Source organism: Pseudoalteromonas sp. SMS1, from assembly GCF_021530565.1.
Classification (GTDB): Bacteria; Pseudomonadota; Gammaproteobacteria; order Enterobacterales; family Alteromonadaceae; genus Pseudoalteromonas.
Window position 1 is genome coordinate 311,481 of record NZ_JAKGBI010000003.1, and the last position, 15,719, is coordinate 327,199.

16 protein-coding genes are annotated in these 15,719 nt (G+C 44.2%); 8 read left to right on the forward strand and 8 right to left on the reverse strand.

Annotated elements, in window-relative coordinates; translation table 11 throughout:
* The first annotated feature begins 17 nt into the window (after nucleotides 1-17).
* Both secB and gpsA read left to right on the forward strand, forming a co-directional pair.
* On the forward strand, nucleotides 18-500 hold the full coding sequence (gene secB, locus L1286_RS05100) for a protein-export chaperone SecB (RefSeq protein ID WP_235405822.1): 483 nt from the start codon (nucleotides 18-20) through the stop codon (nucleotides 498-500).
* A gap of 3 nt (nucleotides 501-503) precedes the next feature.
* Nucleotides 504-1,511 carry an NAD(P)H-dependent glycerol-3-phosphate dehydrogenase gene (gene gpsA, locus L1286_RS05105; RefSeq protein WP_235405823.1) on the forward strand — a complete coding sequence of 336 codons (1,008 nt, stop codon included), beginning with the start codon at nucleotides 504-506 and terminating at the stop codon, nucleotides 1,509-1,511.
* A 43-nt stretch (nucleotides 1,512-1,554) separates the two neighbouring features.
* Here the strand turns inward: gpsA and L1286_RS05110 are convergent, their stop codons facing one another.
* Nucleotides 1,555-2,718, reverse strand: coding sequence for a DcaP family trimeric outer membrane transporter (locus tag L1286_RS05110; RefSeq protein WP_235405824.1), 1,164 nt, complete (start codon nucleotides 2,716-2,718; stop codon nucleotides 1,555-1,557).
* Between the two features lie 368 nt (nucleotides 2,719-3,086).
* Between L1286_RS05110 and acs the strand changes: the two genes are divergently transcribed.
* Nucleotides 3,087-5,027 carry an acetate--CoA ligase gene (gene acs / locus L1286_RS05115; RefSeq protein WP_235405825.1) on the forward strand — a complete coding sequence of 647 codons (1,941 nt, stop codon included), beginning with the start codon at nucleotides 3,087-3,089 and terminating at the stop codon, nucleotides 5,025-5,027.
* A 92-nt stretch (nucleotides 5,028-5,119) separates the two neighbouring features.
* On the forward strand, nucleotides 5,120-5,773 hold the full coding sequence (locus L1286_RS05120) for a response regulator transcription factor (protein WP_235405826.1): 654 nt from the start codon (nucleotides 5,120-5,122) through the stop codon (nucleotides 5,771-5,773).
* Between the two features lie 32 nt (nucleotides 5,774-5,805).
* Here the strand turns inward: L1286_RS05120 and purU are convergent, their stop codons facing one another.
* Complete coding sequence (purU, locus tag L1286_RS05125; protein ID WP_235405827.1) at nucleotides 5,806-6,636, reverse strand: formyltetrahydrofolate deformylase; 831 nt, start codon at nucleotides 6,634-6,636, stop codon at nucleotides 5,806-5,808.
* A gap of 193 nt (nucleotides 6,637-6,829) precedes the next feature.
* On the opposite strand from purU, the gene L1286_RS05130 reads away from it, so the two are divergent.
* Nucleotides 6,830-7,204, forward strand: coding sequence for a response regulator (locus tag L1286_RS05130; protein WP_235405828.1), 375 nt, complete (start codon nucleotides 6,830-6,832; stop codon nucleotides 7,202-7,204).
* A gap of 18 nt (nucleotides 7,205-7,222) precedes the next feature.
* On the opposite strand, the gene L1286_RS05135 is transcribed toward L1286_RS05130, so the two are convergent.
* Genes L1286_RS05135 through L1286_RS05145 form a run of 3 tightly spaced genes read right to left on the reverse strand, consistent with a single transcriptional unit; the run spans nucleotide 7,223 to nucleotide 9,557 of the window.
* The gene (locus L1286_RS05135; RefSeq protein ID WP_235405829.1) at nucleotides 7,223-7,816 is read right to left on the reverse strand and encodes a Crp/Fnr family transcriptional regulator; all 594 of its coding nucleotides are present in this window, start codon (nucleotides 7,814-7,816) and stop codon (nucleotides 7,223-7,225) included.
* A 40-nt stretch (nucleotides 7,817-7,856) separates the two neighbouring features.
* A complete protein-coding gene (locus L1286_RS05140) occupies nucleotides 7,857-8,729 on the reverse strand; it encodes a DMT family transporter (protein ID WP_235405830.1) in 873 nt (290 codons plus the stop codon).
* Between the two features lie 15 nt (nucleotides 8,730-8,744).
* A complete protein-coding gene (locus L1286_RS05145; RefSeq protein WP_235405831.1) occupies nucleotides 8,745-9,557 on the reverse strand; it encodes an arylamine N-acetyltransferase family protein in 813 nt (270 codons plus the stop codon).
* Nucleotides 9,558-9,744: 187 nt separating this feature from the next.
* Between L1286_RS05145 and L1286_RS05150 the strand changes: the two genes are divergently transcribed.
* Nucleotides 9,745-10,386, forward strand: a complete 642-nt coding sequence (locus L1286_RS05150; RefSeq protein WP_235405832.1) for an NAD(P)-dependent oxidoreductase — start codon at nucleotides 9,745-9,747, stop codon at nucleotides 10,384-10,386.
* A gap of 5 nt (nucleotides 10,387-10,391) precedes the next feature.
* On the opposite strand, the gene L1286_RS05155 is transcribed toward L1286_RS05150, so the two are convergent.
* Nucleotides 10,392-11,183 carry an AraC family transcriptional regulator gene (locus L1286_RS05155; RefSeq protein ID WP_235405833.1) on the reverse strand — a complete coding sequence of 264 codons (792 nt, stop codon included), beginning with the start codon at nucleotides 11,181-11,183 and terminating at the stop codon, nucleotides 10,392-10,394.
* Between the two features lie 101 nt (nucleotides 11,184-11,284).
* Here L1286_RS05155 and L1286_RS05160 point away from each other — a divergent pair, with 101 nt between their 5' ends.
* Together L1286_RS05160 and L1286_RS05165 are read left to right on the forward strand one after the other, a co-directional pair.
* Nucleotides 11,285-12,022 carry a glutamine amidotransferase-related protein gene (locus L1286_RS05160; protein WP_235405834.1) on the forward strand — a complete coding sequence of 246 codons (738 nt, stop codon included), beginning with the start codon at nucleotides 11,285-11,287 and terminating at the stop codon, nucleotides 12,020-12,022.
* A gap of 59 nt (nucleotides 12,023-12,081) precedes the next feature.
* Nucleotides 12,082-12,567: a MarR family winged helix-turn-helix transcriptional regulator gene (locus L1286_RS05165; protein ID WP_235405835.1), complete on the forward strand. Its 486-nt coding sequence runs from the start codon at nucleotides 12,082-12,084 to the stop codon at nucleotides 12,565-12,567.
* A gap of 9 nt (nucleotides 12,568-12,576) precedes the next feature.
* Here the strand turns inward: L1286_RS05165 and L1286_RS05170 are convergent, their stop codons facing one another.
* Entirely contained in the window at nucleotides 12,577-14,529 is a 1,953-nt protein-coding gene (locus L1286_RS05170; protein ID WP_235405836.1) for a BCCT family transporter, read from the reverse strand.
* A 277-nt stretch (nucleotides 14,530-14,806) separates the two neighbouring features.
* Nucleotides 14,807-15,673: a substrate-binding periplasmic protein gene (locus L1286_RS05175; RefSeq protein ID WP_235405837.1), complete on the reverse strand. Its 867-nt coding sequence runs from the start codon at nucleotides 15,671-15,673 to the stop codon at nucleotides 14,807-14,809.
* Nucleotides 15,674-15,719 lie beyond the last annotated feature (46 nt).

Here is a 15,719-nt window from a genome sequence, read left to right on the forward strand (position 1 = left end):
TATATATAGGAATAATAATGACTGAACAAAATCAAAACGCGGCAGCAGAACAACAAGAAGGCCCACAATTCAACATCCAACGCATCTATGTAAAAGATGTATCGTTCGAGACGCCTAATTCTCCAGCTATTTTTCAAAAAGAGTGGACGCCTGAAGTTAAGCTAGATATGGACACGCGTTCAGCTAAATTAGACGAAGGTGTATTTGAGGTTGTTTTAGCACTCACAGTTACTGCGTCAATCGGCGAAGAGACTGCATTCCTATGTGAAATTCAGCAAGCAGGTATTTTCTCTGTTGGTGAACTTGAAGAAATCCAACTGGCGCACATGTTGGGTGCATTCTGTCCTAACATCCTATTCCCATACGCGCGTGAAGCCGTTGCTAGCCTAGTTAACCGTGGTACGTTCCCACAACTAAACTTAGCGCCAGTTAACTTTGATGCATTATTTGCTCAATACATGCAACAACGTGCAGCGCAAGAGCAAACAGCTGACGCATAAGCTATGAATACATCACAGTCTGCTGTGACCGTATTAGGGGCGGGGTCTTATGGCACCGCCCTTGCTATTTGTTTTGCTCGCAACGGTCACCGAGTTACCTTATGGGGACGCAACCAAGCGGATGTTGAAGCATTGGCTGTCGCGCGTCAAAACCAACGTTATTTACCAGATATTACGTTTCCAGACTCACTGCAACTGGAAGCGGACCTTGAACGTGCCGTAAAAGCAAGCCAAATCATCTTGGTTGTTGTGCCTAGCCACGCGTTTGCACAAACATTGCATCAGGTAAAGACCCATTTACAGCCAGGCGCTCACGTAGCTTGGGCTACAAAAGGGTTAGAACCCAACACGGGTCGTTTATTAGAAGAAGTAGCGAAAGATGTGCTGGGTGGATCCGTGCCACTTGCTGTATTGTCGGGACCGACTTTTGCAAAAGAGATGGCCGCTGGGCTTCCCACTGCAATATCGGTGTCTGCTCGAGATGAATCATTGCGCGATGAGCTTGCCAGTTTACTACACTGCAGCCGCTCTTTCCGTGTTTACAGCAATGATGATTTTATCGGTATCCAATTAGGTGGTGCGGTCAAGAATGTGATTGCCATTGGGGCAGGTATGTCAGATGGCTTTGGCTTCGGCGCAAATACACGTACGATGTTAATTACACGTGGACTGGCTGAACTTTGCAGGTTGGGATGTGCATTGGGTGCGCGCACTGAAACTTTTATGGGTATGGCGGGACTTGGCGATCTGATATTAACGTGTACCGACAACCAGTCTAGAAACAGGCGGTTTGGTTTGGCCCTTGGTAAAGGGCAAACGGTAGAAGAAGCCATGGACAGCATAGGTCAAGTAGTAGAGGGCTATCGCAATACCAAAGAAGTTTATTTGTTGGCAAAACGCAGTGGAATTGAAATGCCAATAACAGACCAGATTTATCAGGTACTCTATGAAAATAAAGATGTCAAAGAGGCCGCGATGGCGTTGCTTGGTCGAGAGCAAAAGTCTGAATAGACATCGCTAAAAAAACCACCTTGCGGTGGTTTTTTTGTGTCTCTTAAAATGCGTATTTTACCGACAATTGAAGCCTATTTAGGTCGCCATCGGCCCCACTTTCTGTTTCTCTGTTTGCCATTTTATATTCGGCGCCAAAAGTCAGCTTTTTAACAGGAGAGTATAGAATGTTAGCGCTGTAGCTCACCGTTGACTCTGTCGGATCGCCAGTCACTGAGAGTAGAGCGGTGTCGTTGTCTGCGCTAAAGAACGAGTATAGGAAAGTTGAACGCCATTGGTCATTCCAATAGTGTTGGTAGGCAACAAAGCCAGAGGTTGAGTCAATGGCGTGTAGTGCATTGCCATCATAAACCCCGCCATTCGCTACATTCAAGCCAACGTAACGCCCTAACCCCTGGCCATGCGTCACCATAAACTTCAAATTATGCTTACCAAAATTAACACGACCTGATGCACTCACCCCAAAGGATGTTTCTGACTCGTCGGCTGCACCAATCTTATAGGTAAGTTGCCTGCCTAGCGCGGCAACTGTTAAGTGTCCCCAATCTGCTTTGTAATTGTATCGAGCTGTGAAATCTGGCATTTGCGCATCATCGGTCACAGTGCGCGCGCCTCCGGCAACCGTTACTGTGCTTTCCGGATTTTCGGCTGAGAATGACCAGTTACCAACCGTATATTTTGCCATGGCTTGTCTGACAAACACGGTACCTTCTGCGGGCCCAACAAAGTCAAGCGTTTCCGGCAATGCCCCGACATTCTGAAAGTTTGACCAAGCTTGTCCAAATAGCCAGCCTTTATAGGTCACAAAGGCTTGCCTAATACGCGGCGAATATGAATTACTTACACGTTCATTGCCGCCAACAGATGCGATGAAATCCAATTCAATTTTAGTTTTAATGGTACTGCCATCATCAAGCTTGGACGCGGTGCCAAAATTAAACCTCGATTGACGGGCATGCATATCAAACACAGCGTCTTCGCCAGTACTGGGAGTTACGGGGGTTGTGCCTGGTACATAAAAGTCACGTCCGATATGTTGTGAACTTAACGTACCATCAGAAAAGTCACTCCAAATTGCGTCCAGTTTAATATATCCGCCATAACTGACTTCGGTGTTACCAATGTTTGCGGCGAGCGCCTGACCTGAAAGCAATGAAGATACTGCAACAGCAGCAAGATTTTTTTTCATATTAATTTTAGTTGTCATAATGTTGTTCCTATATTACTGCCTATTCAGTTGCATTGCAGAGAAAGTATTTCATCATCCACTTTTGATGATGGTTGTTAAATGCTCAATTACCCATTGGTCTATAAGACTAAGGTTTAATAAGCTCATGTATATTTTGAAAAAACCTTTGGCAATAAATAATTACACTAAAATTTGGGCCCTTTTACGGCCTTTCTAGCTTTAATTTGCAAGAGCCAGTATGCTAGTTCTGGTTAATTTATAGTTAACACTTAGATATTTGAGTAAAGTTAGAGCAACAATTACAACTAAGGTCTAATACTTAATCGCGTAGTTGTAAGTGATCCTTGAGTGAAGCCGTAAGGCAAGTAATTAATATGGAGATAAGTATGTCACAGAGCATTTATCCGGTCCCTGAAGCGATCAAAAAGGCTGCACTGGTAGATAACGAGCAATATCAATCATTATATAAGCAGTCTATTGACGACCCTGAGGGGTTTTGGGCTGAGCACGGTAAACGCCTAGACTGGTTCACACCGTATAATAAGGTAAAAAATACGTCTTTTGATAAAGGCCATATCAGTATCAAATGGTTTGAAGACGGTGTCCTTAATGCTTCCTATAACTGTATTGATCGTCACCTAAAAAATAATGCCGATAAAGTGGCAATGATTTGGGAAGGTGACAACCCTGACCAAAGTGAAAATATCACATTTCAAAAATTACATGACGAAGTTGCTAAACTCGCAAACGGCTTGAAGAAGTTGGGAGTTGAAAAGGGTGACCGAGTCGCTATTTATATGCCAATGACGCCACAAGCTATTTATGCCATGCAGGCTTGTGCACGAATTGGCGCAATTCATTCGGTGGTTTTTGGCGGCTTCTCTCCTTCTGCCATTGCCGATAGAATCAAAGATTCCGGCGCAAAAGTGGTGATCACCTCTGATGAAGGTCGACGAGGTGGCAACTCCGTGCCACTAAAAGCAAACGTGGATGAGGCTGTTGCTCAAGCGTCGGTAACAACAATTGAGCATGTTATTGTGCATCAATTAACTGGCGGTGAAGTTGAATGGAACAGTCACGACGTATGGTGGCATGAACTAACCGCCGATGTCGCTGCTGAGTGCGCTCCAGAGCCAATGAATGCAGAAGACCCACTCTTTATTCTTTACACATCGGGGTCGACTGGTCAGCCCAAAGGCGTTGTACACACGACCGGTGGTTACTTGGTCTACGCATCCATGACGCATGAATATGTATTTGACCTAAAAGATGACGATGTATTTTGGTGTACAGCTGATGTGGGTTGGATCACAGGCCATAGTTATATGGCTTATGGGCCGCTTGTAAATGGCTGTACGCAAGTCATTTTTGAAGGGGTACCGACTTACCCTAATTCGGGTCGTATTGGGGAAGTGGTTGATAAGCACCAAGTGACAATTTTATACACAGCCCCGACCGCCATTCGTGCTTTAATGGCGAAAGGTGATGAACCGACAGCAAGCTCTAAACGGACGAGTTTACGTATCATGGGATCTGTCGGAGAACCGATTAATCCAGAAGCGTGGGCTTGGTACTACGAGCAGATTGGAAATAGTGAGTGTCCGATTGTAGACACTTGGTGGCAAACTGAAACAGGCGGAATCATGATCACGCCGTTGCCTGGGGCAACAGATATGAAGCCAGGTTCAGCGACACGTCCATTCTTCGGAATTGCACCCGCTTTGTTTGATGCTGAGGGTAATACACTCACTGGTGCGACAGAAGGTAATTTGGTTATCCTAGATAGCTGGCCTTCACAAGCTCGCACCGTGTATGGCGATCATGAGCGTTTTGAACAAACCTACTTCTCTGCATATCCAGGCGTGTACTTTACGGGTGACGGCTGTCGTCGTGATGAAGACGGTTATTACTGGATAACCGGTCGTGTAGATGACGTCTTAAATGTCTCTGGTCATAGACTGGGTACCGCTGAAATTGAGAGTGCCTTGGTGGCACATGAAGCGGTTGCTGAAGCTGCGGTTGTAGGGTATCCGCATGATATTAAAGGCCAAGGCATCTACGTTTATGTAACACCTAATGAAGGGGTCATCGTGACTGAGGAGTTGACCAAAGAAGTACGTAGCTGGGTCAGAAAAGAGTTAAGTCCAATTGCGTCACCGGATATGATCCAGTGGTCTCCGGGGTTACCTAAAACGCGCTCAGGTAAAATTATGCGCCGAATTCTTCGTAAAATCGCTGCCAATGAGTATCAGCAGCTAGGTGACACTTCTACACTTGCAGACCCTGGAGTAGTAGACGAGTTGATTGAAAATCGTTTGAACCGTTAATTGAGCGTTAAAAACTTGAAATTTAGCGAATTCTAAACGTACTATATCGGCTGTCTTTACAACAAAGACAGCCGATTTTTTAGGAGCTATGCATGAATCAGTTTTTAATTGCGGATGATCACCCCTTATTCAGAGAAGCGTTAAAAGGGGCATTGCAAAATCAGTTTGAGGGACTTGAAGTCATTGAGTCGGAAAATTTTGAACAGACATTAGAACGGCTGTCTGAATACGATGACTTGGACTTGTTGCTGTTAGATTTACACATGCCTGGCAACGGCGATTTATATGGACTTATTCGAATTCGAGAAGATCACCCAAGCTTGCCCATTGTGGTGGTGTCGGGCAGTGAAGATCTGAATACCATCTCCAAGGTAATGGGTTATGGTGCGATGGGCTTTATACCTAAGGCGTCCTCCTCACAAGATATCGTCACTGCACTGCTACAAGTGCTGGAAGGGGAAACTTGGCTACCCTTTGACATAAAAGAGAAAATAAAAGACCTCGACGGTGAAGAGAGGGAGTTGGCACAACAGGTTGCATCGCTCACGCCACAGCAATACAAAGTGCTGCAATATTTGCACGAAGGTTTGCTCAATAAACAAATTGCTTATGAATTGAATATTTCTGAGGCAACAGTCAAAGCGCATATCACAGCAATATTCAGAAAGTTAGGGGTTTATAACCGTACCCAAGCCGTGTTAATCGCTTCAAAATTACAATTAGAACCCATTGAGGCCGCAAAGTAGCTTTTGGCTACTTTCGCCCCTTCTGTACCTCATTACTTAAATACGACCGTTTTATTACCATTGATAAACACTTTATATTCAGAGGCGAGCTGAAGTGCTTTACAAAAAACGGTTTTTTCTATGTCTCGACCAATTTTAGCCATGGATTCCGCATTATTCGCATGCGTTACCTGAGTAACATCTTGGACAATAATGGGGCCCTCATCGAGCTCATTATTGACAAAATGTGCAGTTGCACCAATGATTTTTACACCGCGTTCAAAGGCTTGATGATAAGGTTTTGCACCAATAAAAGCGGGTAAAAACGAATGGTGAATATTAATAATTTTGTCTTCAAACCGAGCGACAAACTCAGGGCTTAAAATACGCATGTATTTTGCGAGCCCAATTAAATCCGGTGAGTATTTTGAAATTAAGTCGCCCACTTTTTTATCATGCTCACTGCGGCTCAAACCTTCGTGAGATATGCAGTGAAAAGGCACATTAAAGGCGTTCGCCAAGGGGGCTAAGCCTGGGTAATTTGCGATAACAGCTTGCACATCGATGTTAAAGGCATTTTCAAATTGTTTGAGGAGCACGCCCCCAAGACAATGGGCTTCTTTGGTGGCAAGTAGTACTACTTTCACTTTTGTTGGGCTATGTAAGTGCGTGATAGCGCCTTCAGGCAAGCTTGCCTGCAATTGTGAAAGAAAGCGTTCGCTGGGTGTTCCTGTCAGTTCAGTACGCATAAAAAAGCGCTTTCCTTCGGTGTCTACGAACTCATTGTTGCGCACAATATTTAAGTTATGTTCATGACATAAACTGGTAATTTTGGCTATCAAGCCTATTTCATCACGACACTGTGTCGTTAATATATAACTCATGGTCCTCATTCCATTCATTTGGCGGTCTTTCAGATTAACCTAACCGTATGTAAATGCAATGCGACTTTTGAATCGATTATTCGGATACATGCGCTCAATCAAATTACATCGTACATGGTTTGTTTTGAACACTTTATACACTTATGTACTACACTCTTATTTCGATAAAATTAGCCCAAGTCTACAGGTGCGTATGGCTCGAATAAAAATATTGATCGCGGATGATTCAAATACAATGAGGCAGTTAACTTTACAGACATTGAGAGCGCTTGGTTATCGAGAACTGGATGAAGCCAGAGATGGTCGGCAAGCGTTAATGAAACTGAATACCTACCATTATGATGTGCTTGTCACGGATTGGAATATGCCTGGTTTAAACGGGTTTGACTTGGTCAAAATTATGAAAGCAGATGAACGCTTAAGTCGAATAAAAGTGATTATGCTGACTTCAGAAACATCCTTATATAAGGTAAAGCAAATAGTCGAGTTGGGGATTAACGAGTATATTTGCAAACCCTTTTCACCTGATATGCTAGCCAAGAAAATTTCGCGCCTGAATTTGATTTAGACGTCGGGAGAGTCGTATTCAAACACCTAGCCTCCTGCGAATGCGGCTCAATGCAATCGGTGTAATGCCGATATGAGACGCAATCATTTTAAGCGGGACTTGATTACAGAGAGCCGGGTTTCGATCAATAAAATCCAGATACCGTTGTTCCGCACTATGTTGTACAAAAGCATATTCACGCTCTTCTTTTTTTATAAACAATGTCTCCAATAACTGTGTGTAAGCTTCCAAAAAGCCTGGTTGTATTTTCATTGTGTTAAAAAAGCGACGCCATTCAAACTCTAAGCAAATAACGTCGTCCAAAGCTTCAATATTAAAAAGAGCGGGGGTATTTTGTGTCATTGCGCGGGTTGAACCGGCGATACTGGGCGCACTGGCAAATGACTGCGTAAACTCTTTCCCCTCGGCAGATACATTAAAATACCGTACATGACCTTGCGTGATAAAAAACACATTGGGCGCGGGGTTACCCTGAGTCATTAGCAATGCCCCCTTTTGATAGTGTTTTAGTTTGCCTTGAAGGCCAAACCGTTCAAAGTGCGCAACAGAAAGAGGGTTTTGATCGTGACAAAAAAATGCGAACAATGTTTCTAATTGTTGATGTGTATTCACGCAATGGGTCCTGATTGGCGTGGTGAGTATGGTGTTCATCCTATGCGTCTCGCGCGATCAAGTAAAGTGCCAGCCCCGTGAGTAAAAAAGCGGGCGTACAAGCCATGAATACACTCGCCTTTGAATCACCTTCAAACAGAATAACGAGCACTGGGACCAGATAGGTGGCGGCTATAAATGCATTGGGACTCAGGGATTTGAGTAAATACTGCTGCAAAAAGAAAGTGCCCAAAGTCGTGAAAAGCGTTAAGTACATAATACTAAACCAAAATAGTTCACTACCTTTGGTGATATCTTGAGGTGAATTCGATAAGAAAAGAAATGGCAGTAATAACACACAACCCAAGGAGAGAATGAAAAAGCTACTCAACAAAGCGGGCTGATCACTCGCCCACTTTTTTGTGAGTACAACATGTACTGCGAGACTGAAGCAAGAGAGTAGGAATAGGGTGTCGCCTTCAAACCACTCTGTTAAATTCACCATTTTGTTATTTGCCGCGAGTAACGTCCAAATAGCCCCGCACACGCCCAGTAGAAAGCCGAGTAATTGCATTGCTTTTGGCACTACTTTCAACAATAAGTAACTGAGTAATACACATAGTAGCGGGAGCACGGTATATATAACAGCAGTCCGCTGAGCGGTAGTGGTTTTGAGAGATTCGAACAATCCAACAAAGAAAAGTACGAGAAACAAACTGATTGTCCCATACTGAAGCAGCTGCATACGGCCAATTTTAAAACCAGATCTGATCCCTACAATGGGCAACAGGCATAGGCTAGTAATAAAAAAGCGCAGCCATGTGGCAACGATTGGTGACGCGTAAGGCAATACGTACTCTGAAACTACAAATGAGGAAGCCAATAGGCTAACCCATAACAATAACAAAAATTTGTGTAAGTGATGGGTATGCATCAGTCTCCCCTTATTTTATGGTGTCGGCTGCACGTACTTTCTGAAAAGATATGTCGAGACCGCAAAGTCCAAGTTGAGGTGGAAAAGGTCATTTAATAGTTGATGTAGTTGTTTTTCACTGGTGATGGTGGTGATCTCTTTGTGATGTGGCGTGATATGGTGGTATTGCTGATTTCTGAGAGAGTGTGTTACGTAGAGCGTTTTTTGACTGACAACTAAATTATTCACAAAGGCGGCATCGGGGTGTGCATGTGAGTAAAAGTGGCTTAAGTCACAGTCTGCTTCCGTAAAGTGACCCAACTCAAAAGTGTAGAGTGTGAAGAACATATCATCTTTTAAGATCTGAAAGTGATACTCTGTGCGTCTTTTTTGAAGTATTCGGAAGGTGTCATTGCCTTGGCGTTGAGGCTTGTTTGGCACCAGTGCCAATGGATAAAGCGCGCCTTGAGGGCCAAATCCAACATCGATTACGTAGTGAGTCCCTTGATAGGTGACTAAGGTTGCTCTATGCGTGTTTGGTACATCAATATCGCGGTTATATACGACCCTAGCCAGCAGTCGCTTAACTTCAAAACCAAGGTTTTTCAGTATGTGATATACCAGCTTATTGTGTTCAAAACAGTATCCACCGCGTCGCTTCGCAATGAGTTTATTGAATAAGTGTGGCAAATCCAAAGGCATAGGCTGATTGAGCAAGACCGAAATACTGTTAAAGCTATAGTGAGCAATATGCGCGCGTTGTAATTGATTTAAAAATGCGAGATCGAGCGTGTCGTTCGAGAGGCCTAACTCTGCTAAGTATCGCTGTGTAATCTGAGAGATGTTCATAGGAAGCTCTTTGTCTTTTATATGGTCGCATCAAGGGTAAAGCGCATCACCCAGGTTGTAATGAACCGAGGTTTATTTCTGAAAAAAAGCACGGCAACTAAACCTCGGTTAATGCCTCATGGTAAGTCACATTCTATAGTGGGCACTCGGTAATACAGAGCACAGAGCATAATCAAAGGAGAATCATATGCGTATTACAGTTTTTGGTGCGACAGGAAACATCGGCCAAGTGGTGGTGTCAGAGGCGCTTAAGCGTGGTCATCATGTGGTGGCCGTGACGCGTGGCGCAATGAAAGCGGCCCAGTTACCCTGCGCTGCACACACCGTGGTAGGAGACGTAAACAATATTGCAGATGTCATTCGGTTGAGCCGAGGTCAAGACCTTGTGATAAGTGCAACCAGACCCGCAGCGGGCCAAGAGCAACAATTGGTCACTATTGCAGACACTTTATTGAATGGGCTTTTAGAAACGCGGACTCGATTGCTGCTTGTTGGTGGCGCGGCGTGCCTAACGGTACCCAACAGCGGAGGCCGGTTGGTGCTTGATGACGAGTCATTCGTTCCCAAACCGTGGAAAGCCATCGCACAAGCTTGTTTTGAGCAATATCAGCACTGTGTTTCACACAGTAATCAAAATTGGACCTATATGAGCCCTGCTGCATTAATTGGCCCAGGGAGGCGCACTGGCCAATTTAGAGTCAGCAATGGAGAGTTACTCATTGACAAACAAGGTAAGTCGCATATTTCTTGGCAAGACTTTGCCGTGGCGTTACTCGATGAGGCGCAGTCTCCGCAATTTTTGGCACAAAAATTTACGGTCGGGTACTAACCTTCTCAGAGACAATGAGTCACTTTTGTTTGAAGTTCAGAGTGACGGTACCTATGTGGTGTACTCATAAAGAGAGATTTAAAAGCTTGAATATAAGCGGCATCCGATGCAAAGCCGAGGCTTAAAGCGATGTCATTTATTGAGCGGCGCGTGGTGAGCAGCTCCAAAGACAATACCAGCCTTAAATGTTGACGCCATGCACTGAATGAGCGATTGAATTCTTTCGCAAATAAACGACTCAAGGTGCGTTCAGAAGCACCTACGTGCGTTGCCCATTGGGCCAAGGTCAAGCGTGTTGAAGGCGCTTTAATCAACGCCTCAAAAATTGCCTGAATGCGCCGGTCGGTTGGTAATAATAGCGGGATTTCATAGTGTAAAGCGGCCTTAACTTGATCATTTAACACACGTAATAAATTCGAGGTAGCTTCACTATCGGTATGTTCAGCTGTGTTGAGCAACAGCAGCACCAGTTCCTTAAGGAATGGCGTGACCAAACATGACTTTGGTGAGTGATCAAAGGGGGGTTGAGCTGCGGGGTTTAAATACAATGCGACAAACTCGGTATGGGTGATAGCCACGGATTTATGACAGATACCTGCTGGGATGTATAGTAGTGCATTGTGTGGGAGCACCACACTGTGGCGTTCTATATCCGATTGCAATAATCCAGCAACTGGAAAAATTATTTGATGCCAACTGTGCTGGTGATAGTCATCGATGTAGCCAGCTGGCATGTTGATGGTTTTCGCGACCAGAGGTTTTTGCGCATTGTTAGCGATAAGTGTATTGGCGTCCATGCATGGCGGATTTTATATATTTTATGTCTTATAGCTTAAACTAAGCCAATGCAAATTGTTATACGATGACCTTATATTTATTTAAAAAGGGTGGGTTAGATATGCATCTTCATTTTGTCATTCATGAACATTTTGAGGCGCCGGGTGCCTTTGAATTATGGGCATGGCAGGCGCAGCATCAAGTAAGTTATTCTCGTCTATATCAAGGAGACACACTACCAAGTAATGCCAATGGACTTGATATGCTGGTGGTCATGGGTGGACCGCAAAGCCCGGCAACGACAGTCGCGCAATGTGCGCACTTCGACTCAAAAGCTGAACAGGCTTTGATCTTGCAATGTATTGAAGCGGGCAAGTTTGTGATTGGTGTGTGTTTGGGGGCTCAGTTGATCGGTGAAGCGCTGGGGGCTCCCCACCAATCAAGCCCTGAAAGAGAGATAGGTAAATATCCAATCCACTTAACTGCGGCGGCAAGCACACATCCGCTTGTCAGTCATTTTGGTGATACGTTAGAGGTGGCGCACTGGCATAGTGACATGCCAGGTCTCACATCAGAGGCGAGTGTCTTGGCTTACAGCGAAGGTTGTCCAAGGCAAATTATTCAATATCAAGATAGGGTGTTTGGTTTTCAATGTCATATGGAGTTCAATACTGACTTGGTTCAGCAGCTTAGTGACCATGAAGATTTTAGCCAAGCTGACCAACAGCCTTTCGTTCAAACGCCAGATGCATTATTGAATCAAGATTACACACACATGAACGGCATGCTGTATATCTTTTTGGATAAGCTTACAGCGCCAACAGCACGCGGTTTGCATCTTGACAGTGCTGATTTATAGCTCAACTGATTAAATGTGATTATACTGCGCTTGTCGTTGTATTTACTGGTCAAACAAAAATGGAAAAGTACGAAGAACTCTTGGTGTCGATAAGAAAAGTAATTCGCGCCATAGATTTACATTCAAAGCAGTTAAATAAGTCGTCGGGCTTGACTGGACCGCAGCTGCTTATTATGCAAGAAATAGCTCGAGTAAAAGGGGTGACAGCTAGTCAAATCGCAAAAAATGTCAATTTAAGTGCGGCGACAGTGACAAATATTCTTGATCGCTTAGAGAGTAGAAACCTCGTTGAGCGTGTACGCAGTTCGCAAGATAAAAGGCGCGTGAGTTTGTTTTTGTCTCAACAGGGCAAAAGTTTATTGATCGATGCGCCACAACCGCTACAGGAACATTTCATTCAAAACTTTTGTGAGTTAGAGGCATGGGAGCAATCTCTATTGCTGTCGTCGATGCAGCGTATAGCGACAATGATGGATGCAAATGAACTCGACGCGGCACCCGTTTTAGAAATTGCACCAATGAGCCAAAATGAATCTGGCAAATAACCCAATGTGCTACTCGCGTAGCACATTTAAAAAGTGTAGATGTTTCTGATACTGAGATAATACGTCATTGATTATGGCTGTCTCTGACCAGCCCATAATGTCGTAATTTTGCCCACCTTCACTTAAATACACTTCTGCACAATAATATGAATCATTGTCGGTTACATCGCTCTGCGTAAAGTCGGGTTGTAAGCGTTTGTTTTTATAGACACCATATATAAAATCGTGCTCATCACCATGATGCACAGTTAACACAATGGCGGAGTTTTTCACTGTCACTTCAGCATCCACTTGGTTGTTGTCAAATTCATCTCTGATTTTTTTCAATGCGGGTTTAACTTCTTTTAAGATGAATTTATCTACTTTCCCTTTAGCTGGTGTGGCAATGAGTAACGCGAGACTTTCTTGCCAAGTTTGTTCGTCATTGACCTGATTTTCAAAAGTCATTGGCATCGTTTGTGCGCTACGTTTGGTATCGTCGATTCGAAGTGCTTTGATCAGGCCATAACAGGCAATCAATAACACCACAGAAAACGGTAGGGCACTCACAATCGTGAGGGTTTGTAGAGCGTCTAAACCACCAGCAAGGCTCAGCGCTGCTGCGACGACGCCAACACCGATGGACCAAAATAACCGCTGCCACAATGGGGTATTGTTGTTGCCATTTGAACACAGCATATCAATGACCATCGCCCCCGAGTCGCATGACGTCACAAAAAATACCACAATCATAATAATCGAAAGACCAATTAAGAACTGTGATAGCGGGTAGTTTTCTAAAAATACGAATAAAGCAACTGCTGAGTTATTACTCACCATTTGTGAAATATTGGTAAGCCCTTGCTCAAAAATCATCGCCAGCGCAGAGTTGCCAAAAATCGTCATCCATAACAGCGTAAAAGCTGTGGGAATGCATGTGACGCCAATCACAAACTCGCGAATAGTACGTCCCTTAGAAATACGCGCGATAAAGAGTCCTACAAAGGGCGCCCAGGCGAGCCACCAACCCCAATAAAAAATCGTCCAGCCACCTATCCAGTCTTTCTTTTCATAGGCAAATAAATTGAAGGTCGTTGATACGATGTCAGAGAGGTATTCACCCACATTCTGAACATAAGCTTGCAGTAAAAACACACTTGGACCAATCAAAAAGATTAAGCCCAAAAGCACCACGGCTAAGATCATATTGGTCTGAGATAAAATTTTAATGCCTTTGTCTAGCCCAGTTGCTACGGAAATGGATGCCAGTGTTGTAATCGTAACCATGATCAATACTTGGTTGAGTGTGCTTATCTCAATAGAAAATAGGTAAGCCAACCCAGAGTTGACCTGTGCAGCGCCTAACCCAAGTGAGGTTGCGACACCAAACACCGTGCCAACGACAGCAAAAATATCAACGGCATGCCCGGCCCAGCCATTTATTTTATCACCAATGATCGGGTACAACGCTGACCGCAGCGTGAGGGGGAGGCTGTGCCGATAGCTAAAGTAAGCAAGGATCATAGCAACAATGGCATAAATGGCCCATGCGTGAAAACCCCAATGAAAAAATGTGATCTTCATGGCTTCTTTGATTGCTTCGAGAGAGCTGGCTTCTTGGGAAGGAGGGGAAACAAAGTGCATAACCGGTTCTGCCACACCAAAAAACATCAAGCCTATTCCCATACCCGCAGCAAACAGCATTGCAAGCCAAGTAGAGAAGCTATAGTCGGGATCGGAGTGGTCCGGTCCAAGCTTTATCTCACCAAAGCGAGATATGCTCAAATACAGTACCAGACCCAAAATAATGGCCACCGTTAAAACGAAAAACCAGCTTGCATTTTGGGTGATGGCTGACTGGGTGACAGAGAAGATAGACGATGCCGTCGAAGGGCTGAGTACAGCAAAAATGACCAATGCCAGTACCATGGCCGACGAAGTATAGAATACAGGTAAGTTTAGAGACGAGTTGTCTTTGTTCATAATGAAACTCAATCTTTTAGATCACAAATTAATTTGAATTGACGCCATCGCACCTAAGCAGCGACTGGTTTCCCGTCTTTATGGGAGAGTGGTTGCTTGCTTATTGTGATATATAAAGCGCCAGTATTTTTAGAGCTCTAACATTTAGTAGTGTAACTTTTTGCCACGCAGAGATAAAGCCGCTATTGGCTTTAAGAAGGAGGTGGGCTGTAAAACGCATGGAGTGGCGTCCTTGTGGTGACTTAAATAGTTTTAGTTGAAACTAATTTTGTGATGGTTATTTATTCTCAGCGACAACCTGAAGTGCTGCACGTGCAGATTCTCGTAGCTGCTCCTCGAGTTTTTGCGTATAAAAGGGCGCATAACGTTGAATAATTTCGAGTCGTTTATTGGTTTGGTTGAGTTGGTCCAGTGCCAATTGCCACTGCGCAATAATATGGTCTGGGGTATCGAGCGAAAATGCCATATATAAGCCATGTGCGGGCAATGTAATATTCATGGCCTTGAGGTGTGACAAGGGATGTCCTGCCGCACTGAGCACTTCTCGCGTATTCATGACCGACAACATAGTGCAATCGAAGCGGCTTTTTGGTTGCAATAGTAGTTGTATTGCACGCTCTTGGCTTTGCGTTTCATGAAATGGGATTTGGTGTTGAGTATAGAGTTCAGTGTCCCTCACTCTGTGTTGGGTAATGCAGGTGGCTTCGTTCTGTTTCACATCCTCCAGACTATTAAATTCTCTGGTATCTTTTGATCTTTGATAGAGTACCGGACCATCAAATAAAAACGGTCCGACCCATTTAAATCGAGCGAACCTGGCTGGGGTTTGGGCGACAATTAAGTGCGCTCGATGATACACTGTGGTTTGCCGATATTGCGCGCGTACGACTTTGGAGCCTTTTTCTAACATTTTGATCCCGCGAGCAAAGGAACTGATTTGAACGGAGTGCTTACGGCCATTGATCCGTTGTAACTCTTCGAAAATATCGACGACAAACCCGCTTTGTACTTCCCCTTGTTCAGTTATGATAAACGGGTCAAGGGGGTGCATTGATACCAGTAATTTATGTCTCACATTTTGTGCGTTGGCATGCTCGCTCATTACCCACAGGCACAAGAAAATAGTCAACCACTGTACTTTCATAACGCTTAAAATTAATCCAACCTATGTATGAGTATTGTGTCCACAG

Bases quoted from the DNA above. Each gene is read 5' to 3' on its own strand.
- L1286_RS05160 (WP_235405834.1), top strand. From the start codon at position 11,285: ATGCATCTTCATTTTGTCATTCATGAACATTTTGAGGCGCCGGGTGCC.
- L1286_RS05110 (WP_235405824.1), bottom strand. From the start codon at position 2,718: ATGACAACTAAAATTAATATGAAAAAAAATCTTGCTGCTGTTGCAGTA.
- L1286_RS05120 (WP_235405826.1), top strand. From the start codon at position 5,120: ATGAATCAGTTTTTAATTGCGGATGATCACCCCTTATTCAGAGAAGCG.
- L1286_RS05170 (WP_235405836.1), bottom strand. From the start codon at position 14,529: ATGAACAAAGACAACTCGTCTCTAAACTTACCTGTATTCTATACTTCG.
- secB (WP_235405822.1), top strand. From the start codon at position 18: ATGACTGAACAAAATCAAAACGCGGCAGCAGAACAACAAGAAGGCCCA.
- purU (WP_235405827.1), bottom strand. From the start codon at position 6,636: ATGAGTTATATATTAACGACACAGTGTCGTGATGAAATAGGCTTGATA.
- L1286_RS05145 (WP_235405831.1), bottom strand. From the start codon at position 9,557: ATGAACATCTCTCAGATTACACAGCGATACTTAGCAGAGTTAGGCCTC.
- L1286_RS05130 (WP_235405828.1), top strand. From the start codon at position 6,830: ATGGCTCGAATAAAAATATTGATCGCGGATGATTCAAATACAATGAGG.
- L1286_RS05150 (WP_235405832.1), top strand. From the start codon at position 9,745: ATGCGTATTACAGTTTTTGGTGCGACAGGAAACATCGGCCAAGTGGTG.
- L1286_RS05165 (WP_235405835.1), top strand. From the start codon at position 12,082: ATGGAAAAGTACGAAGAACTCTTGGTGTCGATAAGAAAAGTAATTCGC.
- L1286_RS05155 (WP_235405833.1), bottom strand. From the start codon at position 11,183: ATGGACGCCAATACACTTATCGCTAACAATGCGCAAAAACCTCTGGTC.
- acs (WP_235405825.1), top strand. From the start codon at position 3,087: ATGTCACAGAGCATTTATCCGGTCCCTGAAGCGATCAAAAAGGCTGCA.
- L1286_RS05140 (WP_235405830.1), bottom strand. From the start codon at position 8,729: ATGCATACCCATCACTTACACAAATTTTTGTTATTGTTATGGGTTAGC.
- L1286_RS05175 (WP_235405837.1), bottom strand. From the start codon at position 15,673: ATGAAAGTACAGTGGTTGACTATTTTCTTGTGCCTGTGGGTAATGAGC.
- gpsA (WP_235405823.1), top strand. From the start codon at position 504: ATGAATACATCACAGTCTGCTGTGACCGTATTAGGGGCGGGGTCTTAT.